This is a genomic window from Streptosporangium sp. G11, from assembly GCF_051192615.1.
Lineage (GTDB): Bacteria > Actinomycetota > Actinomycetes > Streptosporangiales > Streptosporangiaceae > Streptosporangium.
Genome location: NZ_JBPJUQ010000012.1, coordinates 179,179 through 191,947 on the forward strand (window position 1 = coordinate 179,179; position 12,769 = coordinate 191,947).

The following is a 12,769-nucleotide window of genomic DNA, read 5'->3' on the forward strand; positions in this document are numbered from 1 at the left end:
TGCGTTTGAATGGATCCCGGATGCTGAGGACAACGGCGGACTGGGACAGGGGAGGCGGATCTCGGGTGAACGAGGACGGTGTTCGTCCCGCTCGCTTCACGGCGAGTGGCGGCCGTTCCCGGATGATCCCAGCCGGAGCCGCTGTCGCCGAACTCGCCTTCTGCCTTCCCGACCTCCCCGACGTACGCGACTTCGCCGCCACCCAGGCCGTGCGGAGCGGTATGTCCCAGGAGAGCCTCGCCGACTTCCTGGTGGCGCTGAACGAGGTGGCCACCAACGCGGTCACCCACGGTCACACCACCGCCAAGGCCGTGCTGCGGATGTGGACGGTCGGCCGGACCCTCGTCGTGGAGATCCACGACGAGGGCCGGTGGGACCCGGGACCCGCTCCGGGGGAGACGCCTCCCGGGCCGCACGCGACCAGCGGTATGGGCCTGTGGGTGGCCCGGATGGTCAGCTCCGACATCAAGTTCGAGACCGGGGCCTCGGGCACGTTCATCACCATGTCGTTCAAGGTCTGAACCCGCCTTTCCGGGATACGCCCGGAGGATCCGTGCAGGGATCGTGGGCGGCGCTACGTGATCACGTACGCCGCCCCCCGACCCTGACCCCGGTCACGCTTCACACCTTCACTCTCACCTTCGCCGGCGCGAGGCGTGTACCACCGCCATCGACGCCGGTTTTCTCATGCCCCGAGGCCATTCCCGAGGCATCCCCGCCGTCATTCCCGCCGGAAACGCCGGACGGCACCGTCGGGGCTTCGCGCATGTGCCCGTCCTGTCCCGTTCCGCCACGCCCTTCCCGGCTCGGTGCGGTCCCGGCCTCCAGGGCGTCACCTGAGCCGTGGAAGCGGGGCGGCCGCGGTGTGTCCGCGGGGGAGGGCTTCGGAGGTGCCTTCGGACGCCGCGGGATGGGGGCTGCGAGGAACGGGCGCTTCGGGTGTGTGGATGTCTCCGGATGGGCGGATGCCCGCGGGAGCGGACGAACGGGAAGGGCCCCGTCCGTGTGGACGGGGCCCTTCCCGTTTTACGACCCGTACCCCCGATGAGGTCTAGCGCCTGCGGCGCCAGCCGCCTCCGCCCCCGGTGGTGGTCCGCGGGCCGGCCGAGCCGATTCCGGTCTGGTGCAGCGCGAGGAGCAGGAGTCCCAGAAGCAGGAAGCCGGTCCCGGTGAGCGGGCCGAGCCTGGTGTTGATCAGATCGAGCAGGAATCCGAGGCCGAATACGACGGCGGCGGCGATTGCAAGCATGGTTACCTCGTCCCAGCGGAGATGTTCAGGAGCTGCTCCAGAGTCGCCCGGTAGTCACGCAGGGCGGTCCGGAGATCTTCGGTGTCGTTCTTCTCGGTGTCCTTCCAGCGCACCTGAAGCTCGGTGACCCGGGCCTCCAGCGCGTTCCTGAAGGAGCTCGTGACCTCGTCGAGCAGGGAGTCGGCCCGTTCCACCGCGTCACGCGGGTCGTCCACGAAACTGGCCTGGACCTCCTGCCAGCGCCGCCGCACGTCGTCGGAGTCCTGGTCGAACAGGGTTCCGGCCGTATCGGGCCCGCTGGTGGGCGCCTGGTCGGCCCGTTCGGCGTCGGTGAAGCCCGTGCCCTCGTCGAGCACGTCGTCCGGCCGGTCCGCGGTGCTCTCGGGGAACCCGGGAGTCATCGGGGAGCCCGCGCCGGGCACGGGGGCGTGCGCGCCGGTGCCGGCCACCGGCGTACCCGGGGTCGCGGTGGGGGTCTGGGCGTGGGCGAACGGGCTGTCGTTCCTGCCGTCGTTCTTGCCGTCGTCGAGATCATCCGGCACGCCACGCCGGTCGTCGTCGAGCGGGGCGTCCGAGCCGACGGCCGTGGTGGTGCGCCGGTCGTCGTCGCCCGGCACGTCGCCGGGGACGTCGTGGCGGTCACCGGTCAGAGGGTCGCGCGTCCCGGCGTCCGGGTCGAGGGACGAGGTGTCCGTACGGCCGGCGTCACCGTGGCGCGGCTCCTGGAATTCGGGGGTCACGTCCTGACCGTGCCGCGGCGCGTTCAGGTCGTCCTCGTCGAACTTGCGGACCGTCCGGTCGTCGTCATCGTCCGCCTTGTGGACCAGCCGGTCGTTGTCCGGGGTGAGTCGGTCGTTCATGTCGGGTCACCGTCCTTGGGTGTCACGTCGGGAGGCTCGCTCGGCGTCGTCGGTGGTCTCCGGCTCGGTGGAATCCGTCTGCCGGACATCCCGATCGGCGGGAACCGCGGGGTCCCGGTCGGCGGTCTCGTCGCGCCGGGAGCTCCGGTCGCCGTTGGCCGGGCTGCCGGGAGCCGCGAGCAACTCCTCGAACAGGGCGCGGTAGTGAACCATGGCCTGCCGGAGTTCCTCGGTGGAGGCCTCCTTGTGGGCGGCCCTGGTGCTGATCTCGTGAGCCTGCCGATAGTGGTCGAGAGTGCGGCCGTGCGCGACCGACAGGTCGGAGAGCCGCTGCTCGAAGTCCTCGGTCGGGTAACCCCGCTCCGCCATCACGGAGGTGACCAGATGGTCGGCCTCGGTCACCGCGAAGCCGGGAGCGTCCACGAAACGCTCCTGGACCTCCATCCACTTCTTGGTGTAGATCTCGCGCGTCCCGGCGTCCAGGGCGCGGATGTCAAGGGAGCTGAAGCGCTGCTCGCGGGCCCGGAGTTCCTGCTCCGCGTCGCGCCTGTTCTCCCGCTCCCGCACGGTACGTTCGTATTCGGGGCCGAAGCGGTCGCGAAGTCTGTGTCGGCGCTGTTGTTGCACCACGAGATAGCCGACTGCGACGATCGCCGCCACCGCGACCACGACGACGGCCACCCAGATCACGGTGGACATGTCTGCCTCCGGTTGTGTAGGCGCTTGTACCCGTGCGCTGCCCTGGGGTCAAGGCTCGAAACCGGCTGCCGACATCTGTGGCATGCCACTACTCGGTCTGGATTTAATGTTTTACCGAGATTTTTCGGGTATTGGATATTCCTTTACGGCTCCCGCGCTCATTCCTCCGCGTGATCCTCGACGACTTCGGAGACCTCGGTGGCGCCAACGGCCTTTCTGGCCTCGTTCAGCACCCTTTCCGCCAGCCAGTCCCCGGGAGAGGCGGGAACCTCCAGGAACCCCCGGCCCGGCTCGTAGGAGATGTCCATCCCGGAGGCGACCAGCCGCCCGGCCCAGCGCAGCGCCGTGTTCAGCTTCTCGGCGGGGATCACCCGCCCCTGCGCCACGGACGACAGATTCCGCAGGTTCGTCGCGGGTCCGGACTGGCTGTGCGCGCGGTCCAGTTTCCACGGGATGGCCCGTGAATGATCGAGCATCGGCTTCGAGAGCCCGGCGGCCCGCTTCGCCTGCAAGATCCCGGACTCGCTCACCCCGAACCGCGCGGCCAGCTCCGCGTTCGACAACCCCCGCCCGGCCAGTCGCCGCAGCTCCTCCTGGTCGATCAACGCCTTGCGCCCCACGTGCCCTCGCCCTTCACAGATCAGCCTGCCCTCGCGGGCGTCGCCGTGTGCGAAGCCCCCTCGATCTGCGCTAAGGTTAAGACCGTTCAGCCCGCGAGGGCGACGAACAACCGGGACGTAGCGCAGCTTGGTAGCGCACTTGACTGGGGGTCAAGGGGTCGCAGGTTCAAATCCTGTCGTCCCGACGGTGTAAGAGCAGGCCAGGGCCTCGTATCACTTCGGTGAGACGGGGCCTTTCTGCTGTCCGTCTCACATTTTCTCACATTTGCTTTTCGATCACCCGAACAGCTCGTCGAGCTGCTTCGTGGCCGTCTGCAGGTGACTCATGTCCGGGTGGATGTAGACCCGCTTGGCCAGCGTGCCGCCGTCCGCGTGTCCGGCCCAGGCCGCGAGGATCACGTCTGGCACCCCGGTGCCGGCCAGGAAGGTCAGGCAGGAGTGGCGGCAGTCGTACAGCCGCACCTCGCCCTTCCCGCGAACCCCGACCTTCGCCATGAGCTCGTAGGCCCGGCGCCGTAGCCAGTCGGTGCGCTGCGGCGCGCCGAGCTCGTCGACCAGGACGTAGCCGCTCGCCGCGTACGCGTCCCCGGCCGCCAGGCGCTCGGCGGTCTGCGTCTTCTTGAACGCTTTCAGGGCAGCGAGCGCGACCGGGGGAGCGGGCAGGCCCCGGTCGCCCGCCGCGCTCTTCGCCCCCTTCTCCTCGATCTTGCCGTCGGCCAGGGTTCGGGTGTTCTTCCCTGCGGCGATCGTGGCAGCCTCGAAGTCGACGTCATCCCAGCGCAGCCCGCACACCTCGGCCGGGCGCAACCCCATGAGGGACAGCAGCATCACGGCGTGCAGCCGCTCATCCCGGATCCCGGCGAGGAACGTTCTCACCTCGTCGGCCGTCCACGGCGTGCGCTCGGCCTTCGCCTCGGCCTCGGCCTTCGTGGCGGCCCGGGGGATCGTGACGAACAGCGCGACGTTGCGCACCACCAGCTGTTGACGCACCGCCACGTTGAGCGCGGTGCGCAGCCGGCCGAGGGTGAGCCGGACCGCGCGCACCGACAGGCCGGTGCCGACCTTCCCGCCGCGCTTGCGTCCGCTGGTCAGCATCCAGTCGACCAGGGCCTCGATGTCGGCCTCGGCGACGCCCTGGAGCGGCCGGCCGCCGAGGCGCTCGCGCACCGGGAGTAGCGCGTCCCGGTAGTTCGCGGCCGTGGCCTTCTCGACGTCGCGGGTGGCTGATGCCAGCCACTGGTCGAGGAAGGCGTCCATCGTGACCTTGCTCGGCCGGACGTACATACCGCGGTCGGTCTCGTGCTTGATGCGCGCGTGCTCGGCCTTGGCCTCGCGCTTCGTGTTGAAGGTGTGGGTGGACTGCTTGCGCTTCCCGGTCTCCGGGTCACGCCCGATGTCGATCACGAACCGGTAGCGGGTGCTCCCGTCCTTCAGCTCAATCTTCTTGATCGGATCCGCCATCTATCTCCTCCTCGCCTACGCTCGTCGTCCACGATCAGCCGGAATTTCCAGAAACCCTCGATCGCGAGCCAGCTTGATCCAGCGGCCTGCTGTAGATGTCGCCAAATTCAGGTCGCGCTCGACAGCCTTGGCCGGCGGGTCGCCGAGAGCGAATGCGATCGAGTAGGCCATGGCGACTGCCTTCAACGCTTGATCGGTTGGCCCTTGAGTGACATCGACAGGTTCAGGCGGTCCCTCGATCGTGACCGCCCCCTTCCCCTCGGATCCCTCGAAGACCAACGGGCGAACCATGTTTCGCACAACCGCACCGAGCGGGAGTGCCCGCATCGTTGTCCCAGTGATCGGCTCACCTTGACTCGACAACGTGATCTCCGTGCAGCCAAGGCGATCATCAACGACGTCAACCACCATGTGCACCTTGTAGCTCCCAATCTCGCCCTCCCACCGGATAGGCACCAAGACGTACAGACCTGGCCCGATCCGGTGAGTGCTGCGACGGCTCTCAGGGCTTTCTGATTCCGACACGGGCCCCATGGTTCCGTGTATGAGCCATGCTTGCAAGCCTCACTCAGTCCGTGCTATCACTTGGTGTCCAGAGAGAGAGGTTTGCAGAACGCTCTCACCAACTTCGTGGAGTCGACATGTCGAAGAAAGCGCCCGCGCCTCCCACCCTGAACGAGATCCGCGAATGGCCCGCCACAGTGAACGTCGAGCTCGCCGCGCTTGCCGTCGGCGTTAGCCGAGGACACGCCTATGAGTGCATCCGCACCGGGACGTTCCCGGCCCGGTCGATCCGCGTCGGGAATCGCACCAAGGTCGTCACAAGCTCGATTCTCGCCCTCCTCGAAGGCGAGTCCGCCGCGTGAGAAGGCGTGATACGGCCAGACATCAGACCAGCTCAGAGGGTATGCAGTCCCCCCGCACTTGATCGACTATCAAGAAACGGCTTACCCGATAGGCACTCTCCGACGCCACTGAACGCGGAACGTTCAACGCGTCGATCTACAGGTCGTAAGGGTTCTGGACGGAACCCCGGTAGCCGGGCCGGATGGCTCACACGACTGGCCGGACGGCCGTCGACTCGACACCTCCTACTCCTGGAGTTTCTTCGCCATGCCCGAAACACCCCTGAAGCTGGCCGCACAGCAGCTCGTCGCCGCCAGCTTGGCGGACCTCACCCCCGAAGGGCGAGCCCAGCGCACCGCTGCCGCCCGCGCTCAAGGCCCCGGCTCCTTGCAGTACTGGGCGAAACGCGTCGACCCCAACCAGGTCCTCGACGAAACCGAACGCACCCGCCGCGCCCAAGAGGAGAAGACCGCCTACTTCCGGCGCATCGCCTCCGGCCGGAAGAAGGCGAGGGAAGCAGATGCCGCCTGACAAGAAAGAAACCGGCCCCCGCGCCAACGAGGACCGGCCCACAAGATCAGTGCCCATCAGCACCATCACCACCTCGATCGTAAGCCCCCGTGGCATCGGTGTCACCGCCTTGGTGTTCGCGCCGTCCGGTCGCCGCACTCGGTGGCTGTCGATCGTCCAGGACTGCCCCCACTACGGCCACGCGCACGCCCACTGCGGCTCCACCCTCGAGGCGCCCGCTGGGGTCATCGCCGCGGGATGCCGACAGGGCCACTACCGCCTCGCCCCGCAGACGGGGGTGATGTCGTGAACGGCAAGCGGGCCCGCCACCGCCGCGCCCTGACGCGCCAGCACCTCGAGACCAAACTCGCCCAAGCCGCAGGCGCCACCCCGCGCCGCGTCGGCGCCCTCGGCGACAGCGAAGTGTGGGAAGTCGGCCCGCTGCTCATGGTGATCCCCACCTTGTTCGACGACTACCCGGCCCCCATGAAGCACGCCATCAGCCGCCGCCGGCAAGCCAGTCTGCACGGGCGCTGCGACTGCGGAGCCGAACGACGCATCGTCAACCCCAACACGGTCGCCATCGACCACGCCGACGACTGCCCGGCCAGCGACGACCAGCTCGACGCCATCGCCGCCCAGCACGGCCTCATCGTCCGGAGGCTCACATGAGCACCGCTTACGCGCACATCCTCGAGCGGATCTACGAGGTGACCGGGCATGTGCCCCGCGGCAGCGCCACCGAGCGCAGCGCCCGATGTCCTGCTCACGACGATCGGCAGCCGTCACTGCAGGTCGGCATGAAACAGGACGGCGTCGTGGTCCTGAACTGCCACGGCGGCGCCAAGTGCCCCACCGAGGACATCATGGCGGCGCTCGACCTGCCCATGTCCGCCCTGTGGCCCGCCGAGATGCAGGAGCAGCGGCGGCAGCGCAACAGCGACCGCTACGACCGGTGGATGCCCTGCAGCCACGACAAGGTCGCCGAATACCTGTACCGCGACGAACACGGCACCGTCCTGTACGGCGTCGCCCGATGCGCACTCAAGGGCAACGGCTGCCAGGGTTTCCGCCAATGGCGGCCCGACCCGTCCAAGAAGTCCGGGCGCCGGTGGAGCCTGCGCGGAGACGACGGCGAGATCGCCGTGCGACTGGTGCCCTACCAGCTGCCCGAGGTGATCGCCGCCGTCCGCGACGAGCGGGTGGTGATGATCTGCGAGGGCGAGAAGGACGTCGAAGCGCTCCAGGCCCGGCCGCTCATCACCGCCACCTGCAACCCCATGGGGGCGGGCAAGTGGCTCCTCGAGTTCGCCCAGTACTTCCATGGCGCCGACGTCTGCATCGTCGCCGACCGCGACGAGCCCGGCCGCCGCCACGCCCAGGCCGTCGTCGACAACCTCACGCCCGTCGCCCGCACCATCTACGTCGTCCAGGCCGCACACGGAAAGGACGCCAGCGACCACCTCGCCGCAGGCGGAACCACCGGCGACTTTGTCGAGGTGTGGGCCCCCAAGCCGCACAACCTGGAGATCGGCGGGTGAGCACCCTGACCGAACCTACGTGGGTTCCCGACGTCGAAAAGGTCGACGCCGGGGCCCAGGTGGGGCACACACAGGACCCAGAGCCCAACGCAGCGCCAGAGGCAAAGCTGTTCATCTCCGGTGCCGCGTTCGTCCTCGACACCCCGGCGGAGGTACCGGCTCTGTGGGGTCGATCCCCGTCCGTCCTGTGGGCGCCCGGTGAAGCACTCATGGTCGTCGGGCGCAACGGCGTGGGCAAAACCACGCTCGCACACCAGCTCGTCGCCGGCCGCCTCGGCATCGCCCAGCTCGTGCTCGGCTACCCGATCGTTCCTGGGCGCGGCCGTGTGCTCTACCTCGCCTGCGACCGGCCCCGGCAGATCGCCCGCGCCATGCAACGCCTGTTCACCGAGGCGCACCGCGACATCCTCCACGAGCGCCTCGTCGTCTGGCAGGGGCCGCCCCCCGCGGACTTCGCCAAGAACACCAAGCTGCTCGCCCAGATGTGCATCAAGGCCGAAGCCGACACCGTGATCATCGACTCCTTGAAAGACGTTGCCCTCGGCCTATCCGAAGACGCGGTAGGCGCCGCCTACAACCGGGCCAGGCAGGAGGCCATCACCAGCGGCGTCGAGGTCCTTGAACTCCACCACCAGAAGAAGGTGGGCAACAGCGGCGGCAAGCCTAACGAACTCGGCGACGTCTACGGCTCCACCTGGATCACTGCGGGCACCGGTTCCGTCATTCTCCTCGACGGCAACCCCGGCGACCCCGTCGTCGACTTCCGCCACCTCAAGCAGCCCGCTACCGAAGTCGGCCCCTTCCAGGTGCTCCACGACCATGACGCGGGTCTGAGCTCCATCTACGAGGCCAGGAGCCTGCTGTCTCTGACCCGGAACTTCCCGCACGGGATCACCGCACAAGCCGCAGCACAAGCCCTCTTCGAGGTGACAGAGCCCAGTAAGGCCGAGATCCAGAAGGCTCGCCGCAAGCTGGAAGGCCACGTCACCAGCGGACGCATGGTGTGCAAGGAGGCCAACCGCAGCGGCGGCGGAACCCCGGTGAAGCTCTACTTCCTCACCACGACGGCGGAGGAAAAACCATGATCCGACGTCCCGTGAAGCAGGTACGAAAACCAGGTACGCACCCCTCAGTGAACGTATCAGGTACGCACCAGGCACAGCAGGTACGCGATTACCAAAATCCCAGGTCACACAGGTACGCAGCCATGCACGCCACACACACGCCTTAGCAGGTACGCACCCCCTCTCTCCTGAAAGGGAGAGGGGGGCGTGCTAACCCACAAGACCCGCTCAATCCGCGCCCCACCAACAGACCTGACCACACCACCAAAGGAGCCCCACCGTGCAGCGCTTCACCAAGACCCTCGAAGTCACCCAGTACCGCAACCAGCACATGATCGTCCGCCTCCCCGACATCGACACCTACGCACACCCCCTCTTCCGCGACGCCTACCACCAGCTCGTCCTCGCCACCGAACTCGGCCAGCAAGCCCGCGACCACCTCGACAAGCTCACCCAGCAAGCCCGCAAGCTCAGAAGCCACGACGCCGCCCAGATGAGCGCCGCCGAGCAGGACGTCGCCGACACCCAGCAAGCCGTCCAGGACGCCTGGAACCACCTTCACGCGGTCATCGCCGAGCACGCCCAGCGGCTGCGCGACCACCACACCGCCCAGAGCGGCGACGCCGCCGGACGCATCCGCACCGCCACCGCCGAACTCCGCCAAGCCGTCCTCGACTACGCCGCACACGCGGCCATGGGGCAGGCCGCCGCCGGCAACCTCGCCCCCCGCCCCGACCAGATCCCCGGCCTCCACGCCCTCGACAACGCGTTCTGGGGCGACGGCCTCAACTCCCCGACCGGCCTCGAAACCGCGCTCACCCAGATCCAGTGACCAGCACACCCCCACCCTGGCGATCTGCTGGACGTAGACCCATGAACAAGGAGGCACCCATGGGCAACGGCGGACCAACCCCCCACGCCAGAGGCAACTCGGCCCAAGCCGCGGAGGAGACCGCCGCGGCGTACGAGCTGCGGCTCACCGGTCTCACACTGCGGGAGATCGGCGCCCGGCTGGGCATCGCGCCCAGCACGGTGCATTTGAGGATCACCGCCGCCCTGGCGGAGCGGGTGGATCCGCTCGTCGACCAGTACCGGACGGTGGAGCTCGACCGGCTCGACCGGCTGACCGTGAAGGCGTGGGAGGTGTTGGAGCGGGATCACGTCGTGGTGCAGCACGGGAAGATCGTCCGTGACGAGGAGGGTAACCCGCTGCGCGATGACGGGCCGGTGCTGGCTGCGGTCGGCACCCTGCTGCGCATCTCCGAGCGGCGCTCCAAGCTGCTCGGGTTGGATGCGCCGATCCCGCTGGCGATCGACGCGCATGTCCACCAGGTCGACCCGGCGGACATCGAGTTGGCGCAGATGATTGCGGAGGCGAAGCGGCGCAGCGCAGCCGAGGAGGCGCGGCTGCGCGGCGAACTCCCGGCCGCGGCTGAGGGCGTTCCTGAGAGTGACGGCGGCACGGATGGTGGCCTGTGACCGGGCAGCGGTCGCAGGGCCGTCGTACGGCCACCGAACGGCAGGCGGCGAAACTCCTGGGCATCACCGTTGAGGACGATCCGGGCGACGTCGAGGAGTCCGAGCCGACCGTGACCGAGTTGCAGGCGCGGCGTCTGCTGCGCGGCCGCCGTGGCGACGGGCCGCCGGCCGCGGCGTGATGAGACCGGGCTGCCTGGCCTCCGGGTCACGGGGTCGAACAGCCCACCCATGCGTGCCCATGCAGCTAGACGTACGAGTCTAGTTTCGGTCAACCTAATCGGCGTTGACAATCCGCCGATAAGCGATAGTGCCTACCGATAAGGCTGCCAGTCTCCTGCGCCTTTCACGTTCAGAGTTTCCAGAATCAGCCAATACAGTTTTTTCCAGGCAGCAAAACGCCCGGCTTCTTTCCTGAGAAGCCGGGCGTTCGATGCCTAACCGGACCAATGGACTCGGCGCTCAGCACCTGTTGTCTCGCAAACTCAGGGTAGCGAAGCGCACTCCCGTTTCCAGGAGATTGAGTCCGGCGGTCGTAGTTCGTCGACGTGCCTAGGAGGCGCCCATGAACAACTTCACGCTGTCTGTACAGATCCCTGGCGAGTGGGGGCGTCACGTGCGGACGATCGTCATCACGATCGTGATCGTGGTAGCTGTCGCGTACGAGCTCAACGTAAGCGGGCTCCCGTGGATGCCGCGCGTCTAGCGACGGTGTAGGGCCAGCGGTACGCGAACGGCGGCCACCTCGCGAAGAGGCGGCCGCCGTTGTGCCGCTCCCAGGGGTGGGCGGCGGGCACAGCCTGTCCTCACTCTTGGCCGCGGGCTGGCCGGGTTTGCGACCGTCACCCTGACCGTCGCAACCGGACGGCGTTTGAGGGTGTCACCGCTGACACCCTCAAACCGGCGCCCGTTCTCGCAGGTCACCGAGGGGGAACGATCCGTTACCCCCCGCTGAGCTGGCGAGGGACAGCTTGTCCCTCGCGGCCGGACCAGCGGAGGGTCACGGCGACCCACCGCGCCAGGAGGGCGAGGTCGGGAGGTGCGAACGATTCTCTGTCTAACCATGATAGACAGTCAGCGTCTAATCCGATTAGACTTGCGGGTATGCAGACGCACTTCGACAAGATCTTTGATGACGAGCCCGAGGCCGTCGAGAACCCCGACGAGTTCGTTGACGTCACGTTCACCAGCTACAACGCCACCGCCACCCGCGTTGGCAAGCAATGGAACGTCACCGTCCACGACCTCCCGGAAGGCCGCGCCGTCCTCGCCCAGGGCGCGACGTGGGCCGACGCCCACCGCAACGCGCACACCGCCGTCATCACCCTGCTCGACGTCGAACAGCCTTACGCCGTCGGCATCCGCCTCACCCCCGACGACCCGGAGCTCGCCGCCGCCCTGCAGGCCGTCATGGAGGCCCGCATCGCCCGCGCCGACGCCGAGCAGGCCGAACGCGACACCGTCACCCGCGCTGCCCAGCTCCTCACCGGCCGAGGGTGGAGCACCCGTGACGCTGGGAACGCCCTGAGCCTGTCCCACCAGCGCATCTCCCAGCTCGCCCCCCGCGGTGGCACTGCCTAAGCTGCAAGGGTTCCTTCTAGCGAGGTTGGCAACCGATGAGCGAGGTCATCACCACAGGCGCCGGTGACCGCTACCACGCGGCCGACGACTGCCCCGCGCTGCAGTCCGGCCGCCTCGGCGGCGAAGTCCAGGGCTACCAGCTGCACGGCGAGCAGCGATTCGCGAGCGCTGCGGAGGCCGAGGCTGCGGGCTGGACACCGTGCGGAACCTGCGTAGGGCGACGGTGAGCTTCTGCCTCGTCGATCGTTCGCGCCCGTCATGGTGACGGGCGCGGTGGACAGCCTGTCCACCGCGACTTGAGAGGGACAGTCCGTCGCCCTCACCTCGATGAGGTTGCGATCTTCAGGATGACGGTCGCAAAGTCCCCTCAGGCAAGCGATCACTTTCGACGCCAAAACAGCCACCGACGACGCCCCATCCCAGACACTCGGCGCATCTGCACCCCGAACGCATCCATCGCTTTCGTCAAGGATCGCTCCTGCCGGCGTGCACCACGAAACGCCAGCGCCGCCTCGATCAACACGGTTGCCGCCGCCGCAAGCCGTTTATCGTTGCAACTGCTCAACGGCAGCCACGCCGCTGACATTTGGGCTGCTGGACCTGGAAGCGCCTGCGCTAACGTCACATCTCCCGCTTGACTCCACCCCATCACTGCGCGCGCGGCACCACCCAAGCCAGCGGCCGGATGTCTGAATCGCGCGTATCCCTCAACCACTTCTGCCACTGCGACCATCGCGATCTGCCATCGGGAGTGCCGTGACTCCCATACCTGAAGGTGTGCGGCCGGTCGCGTCCTCGGAGCGGTGTAAAAGGCTCGACGAGGTAGGTGCCGTGGGTTGATCTTAGGCGGCCTCGGTCGTGG

Annotated in this window: 19 protein-coding genes and 1 tRNA gene; 14 read left to right on the forward strand and 6 right to left on the reverse strand. The window is 68.0% G+C overall.

The genetic code is table 11. The annotated features are described in order from the left end of the window. Positions 1–122 precede the first annotated feature (122 nt). On the forward strand, positions 123–521 hold the full coding sequence (locus tag ACSDR0_RS15235) for an ATP-binding protein (RefSeq protein ID WP_435289442.1): 399 nt from the start codon (positions 123–125) through the stop codon (positions 519–521). 530 nt (positions 522–1,051) lie between these two features. Here ACSDR0_RS15235 and ACSDR0_RS15240 read toward each other — a convergent pair. The 4 genes from ACSDR0_RS15240 to ACSDR0_RS15255 form a co-directional block, all read right to left on the reverse strand. Further along, positions 1,052–1,249 (reverse strand): hypothetical protein, encoded by a 198-nt coding sequence (locus tag ACSDR0_RS15240; protein WP_435289443.1) that lies wholly within the window; start codon positions 1,247–1,249, stop codon positions 1,052–1,054. Between the two features lie 2 nt (positions 1,250–1,251). Continuing rightward, the gene (locus ACSDR0_RS15245; RefSeq protein WP_435289444.1) at positions 1,252–2,109 is read right to left on the reverse strand and encodes a hypothetical protein; all 858 of its coding nucleotides are present in this window, start codon (positions 2,107–2,109) and stop codon (positions 1,252–1,254) included. 6 nt (positions 2,110–2,115) lie between these two features. Further along, positions 2,116–2,808: a hypothetical protein gene (locus ACSDR0_RS15250; RefSeq protein WP_435289445.1), complete on the reverse strand. Its 693-nt coding sequence runs from the start codon at positions 2,806–2,808 to the stop codon at positions 2,116–2,118. 158 nt (positions 2,809–2,966) lie between these two features. After that, positions 2,967–3,428, reverse strand: a complete 462-nt coding sequence (locus ACSDR0_RS15255) for a hypothetical protein (RefSeq protein WP_435289446.1) — start codon at positions 3,426–3,428, stop codon at positions 2,967–2,969. A gap of 111 nt (positions 3,429–3,539) precedes the next feature. Between ACSDR0_RS15255 and ACSDR0_RS15260 the strand changes: the two genes are divergently transcribed. Beyond that, positions 3,540–3,613: transfer RNA gene (locus ACSDR0_RS15260), tRNA-Pro, on the forward strand. Positions 3,614–3,704: 91 nt separating this feature from the next. On the opposite strand, the gene ACSDR0_RS15265 is transcribed toward ACSDR0_RS15260, so the two are convergent. Both ACSDR0_RS15265 and ACSDR0_RS15270 read right to left on the reverse strand, forming a co-directional pair. Further along, positions 3,705–4,889 (reverse strand): tyrosine-type recombinase/integrase, encoded by a 1,185-nt coding sequence (locus tag ACSDR0_RS15265; RefSeq protein ID WP_435289447.1) that lies wholly within the window; start codon positions 4,887–4,889, stop codon positions 3,705–3,707. Positions 4,890–4,904: 15 nt separating this feature from the next. Continuing rightward, positions 4,905–5,300: a hypothetical protein gene (locus tag ACSDR0_RS15270; RefSeq protein WP_435289448.1), complete on the reverse strand. Its 396-nt coding sequence runs from the start codon at positions 5,298–5,300 to the stop codon at positions 4,905–4,907. Between the two features lie 230 nt (positions 5,301–5,530). Here ACSDR0_RS15270 and ACSDR0_RS15275 point away from each other — a divergent pair, with 230 nt between their 5' ends. The 12 genes from ACSDR0_RS15275 to ACSDR0_RS15330 all read left to right on the forward strand — a co-directional run bounded on the left by ACSDR0_RS15275 (position 5,531) and on the right by ACSDR0_RS15330 (position 12,134). Beyond that, on the forward strand, positions 5,531–5,755 hold the full coding sequence (locus ACSDR0_RS15275; protein ID WP_435289449.1) for a hypothetical protein: 225 nt from the start codon (positions 5,531–5,533) through the stop codon (positions 5,753–5,755). 247 nt (positions 5,756–6,002) lie between these two features. Beyond that, the gene (locus ACSDR0_RS15280) at positions 6,003–6,266 is read left to right on the forward strand and encodes a hypothetical protein (RefSeq protein ID WP_435289450.1); all 264 of its coding nucleotides are present in this window, start codon (positions 6,003–6,005) and stop codon (positions 6,264–6,266) included. 49 nt (positions 6,267–6,315) lie between these two features. After that, a complete protein-coding gene (locus ACSDR0_RS15285; RefSeq protein WP_435289451.1) occupies positions 6,316–6,555 on the forward strand; it encodes a hypothetical protein in 240 nt (79 codons plus the stop codon). After that, the gene (locus ACSDR0_RS15290; RefSeq protein WP_435289452.1) at positions 6,552–6,917 is read left to right on the forward strand and encodes a hypothetical protein; all 366 of its coding nucleotides are present in this window, start codon (positions 6,552–6,554) and stop codon (positions 6,915–6,917) included. Before ACSDR0_RS15285 ends, ACSDR0_RS15290 begins: the two co-directional genes overlap by 4 nt. Continuing rightward, positions 6,914–7,786, forward strand: coding sequence for a hypothetical protein (locus tag ACSDR0_RS15295; RefSeq protein WP_435289453.1), 873 nt, complete (start codon positions 6,914–6,916; stop codon positions 7,784–7,786). The genes ACSDR0_RS15290 and ACSDR0_RS15295 overlap by 4 nt, the downstream gene beginning before the upstream one ends. Further along, positions 7,783–8,871 carry an AAA family ATPase gene (locus tag ACSDR0_RS15300; protein ID WP_435289454.1) on the forward strand — a complete coding sequence of 363 codons (1,089 nt, stop codon included), beginning with the start codon at positions 7,783–7,785 and terminating at the stop codon, positions 8,869–8,871. Before ACSDR0_RS15295 ends, ACSDR0_RS15300 begins: the two co-directional genes overlap by 4 nt. A gap of 259 nt (positions 8,872–9,130) precedes the next feature. Continuing rightward, positions 9,131–9,682, forward strand: coding sequence for a hypothetical protein (locus ACSDR0_RS15305; RefSeq protein ID WP_435289455.1), 552 nt, complete (start codon positions 9,131–9,133; stop codon positions 9,680–9,682). A gap of 59 nt (positions 9,683–9,741) precedes the next feature. Then, on the forward strand, positions 9,742–10,329 hold the full coding sequence (locus ACSDR0_RS15310) for a hypothetical protein (protein ID WP_435289456.1): 588 nt from the start codon (positions 9,742–9,744) through the stop codon (positions 10,327–10,329). Then, positions 10,326–10,508, forward strand: coding sequence for a hypothetical protein (locus ACSDR0_RS15315; RefSeq protein WP_435289457.1), 183 nt, complete (start codon positions 10,326–10,328; stop codon positions 10,506–10,508). Before ACSDR0_RS15310 ends, ACSDR0_RS15315 begins: the two co-directional genes overlap by 4 nt. 383 nt (positions 10,509–10,891) lie before the next feature. After that, positions 10,892–11,032 (forward strand): hypothetical protein, encoded by a 141-nt coding sequence (locus tag ACSDR0_RS15320; protein WP_435289458.1) that lies wholly within the window; start codon positions 10,892–10,894, stop codon positions 11,030–11,032. A 398-nt stretch (positions 11,033–11,430) separates the two neighbouring features. Continuing rightward, entirely contained in the window at positions 11,431–11,907 is a 477-nt protein-coding gene (locus ACSDR0_RS15325; protein WP_435289459.1) for a type II toxin-antitoxin system HicB family antitoxin, read from the forward strand. 35 nt (positions 11,908–11,942) lie between these two features. After that, positions 11,943–12,134: a hypothetical protein gene (locus ACSDR0_RS15330; RefSeq protein ID WP_435289460.1), complete on the forward strand. Its 192-nt coding sequence runs from the start codon at positions 11,943–11,945 to the stop codon at positions 12,132–12,134. Positions 12,135–12,769 lie beyond the last annotated feature (635 nt).

Coding starts and splice junctions, on each gene's coding strand:
- ACSDR0_RS15235 (WP_435289442.1), top strand. CDS start 123: ATGATCCCAGCCGGAGCCGCTGTCGCCGAACTCGCCTTCTGCCTTCCC.
- ACSDR0_RS15240 (WP_435289443.1), bottom strand. CDS start 1,249: ATGCTTGCAATCGCCGCCGCCGTCGTATTCGGCCTCGGATTCCTGCTC.
- ACSDR0_RS15245 (WP_435289444.1), bottom strand. CDS start 2,109: ATGAACGACCGACTCACCCCGGACAACGACCGGCTGGTCCACAAGGCG.
- ACSDR0_RS15250 (WP_435289445.1), bottom strand. CDS start 2,808: ATGTCCACCGTGATCTGGGTGGCCGTCGTCGTGGTCGCGGTGGCGGCG.
- ACSDR0_RS15265 (WP_435289447.1), bottom strand. CDS start 4,889: ATGGCGGATCCGATCAAGAAGATTGAGCTGAAGGACGGGAGCACCCGC.
- ACSDR0_RS15270 (WP_435289448.1), bottom strand. CDS start 5,300: ATGGTGGTTGACGTCGTTGATGATCGCCTTGGCTGCACGGAGATCACG.
- ACSDR0_RS15275 (WP_435289449.1), top strand. CDS start 5,531: ATGTCGAAGAAAGCGCCCGCGCCTCCCACCCTGAACGAGATCCGCGAA.
- ACSDR0_RS15280 (WP_435289450.1), top strand. CDS start 6,003: ATGCCCGAAACACCCCTGAAGCTGGCCGCACAGCAGCTCGTCGCCGCC.
- ACSDR0_RS15295 (WP_435289453.1), top strand. CDS start 6,914: ATGAGCACCGCTTACGCGCACATCCTCGAGCGGATCTACGAGGTGACC.
- ACSDR0_RS15310 (WP_435289456.1), top strand. CDS start 9,742: ATGGGCAACGGCGGACCAACCCCCCACGCCAGAGGCAACTCGGCCCAA.
- ACSDR0_RS15320 (WP_435289458.1), top strand. CDS start 10,892: ATGAACAACTTCACGCTGTCTGTACAGATCCCTGGCGAGTGGGGGCGT.
- ACSDR0_RS15325 (WP_435289459.1), top strand. CDS start 11,431: ATGCAGACGCACTTCGACAAGATCTTTGATGACGAGCCCGAGGCCGTC.
- ACSDR0_RS15330 (WP_435289460.1), top strand. CDS start 11,943: ATGAGCGAGGTCATCACCACAGGCGCCGGTGACCGCTACCACGCGGCC.